The following is a 540-nucleotide window of genomic DNA, read 5'->3' as shown; positions in this document are numbered from 1 at the left end:
TAATTGCGGATAAAGACATTCTGTATATCAATAATGAACAGGTGACATTTCGTTATAAAGATAGCCAAACTCAAACGATGAAGACACGCACGTTACCCGTGTTGCAATTTCTTTGGTTGATATTGCAGCATGTGTTACCGAAAGGGTTTCGACGAGTACGTGATTATGGTTTGTTGCGAGGGCATGAAAAGAAGCGGCTTCAAGCTATCCAATTTATGTTCATGTTAGCCGGGCAACTGACGTTGCCCTCACTGAATAAAACGGTACGTATAAAAGCCCAACCCTTTTGCCCCTGCTGCCAACATGTGATGCAATTAACGGGGATATTTCGACCCAGATAACCGACGTTAAATAATAAGGATAATGGCTTTAACGCTTCAAAAATAAAGAGGATTTTATTATAAATCAGAATTTTAAAGTTATTGGTTCACACCAAGGATAACGCTCGACTTCTTTTTGTCATCACCCTTCATGATATTTCCAATATTTACTTATATAAGGTGGCTTGGGCTTGTCCAACACTTCGGATAGGTGTCGGCT

General features: G+C 39.8%; 1 protein-coding gene. It reads left to right on the top strand.

The window, feature by feature from the left end; translation table 11 throughout:
- On the top strand, nucleotides 1-341 hold a 341-nt coding region (locus C9J46_RS21460; RefSeq protein ID WP_199190667.1), incomplete at its 5' end, for a transposase.
- Nucleotides 342-540: the final 199 nt, after the last annotated feature.

The sequence above is a fragment of the Photobacterium sp. GB-36 genome, assembly GCF_003026135.1.
Classification (GTDB): Bacteria; Pseudomonadota; Gammaproteobacteria; order Enterobacterales; family Vibrionaceae; genus Photobacterium.
This window is presented reverse-complemented; position numbering and strand designations above follow the sequence as displayed.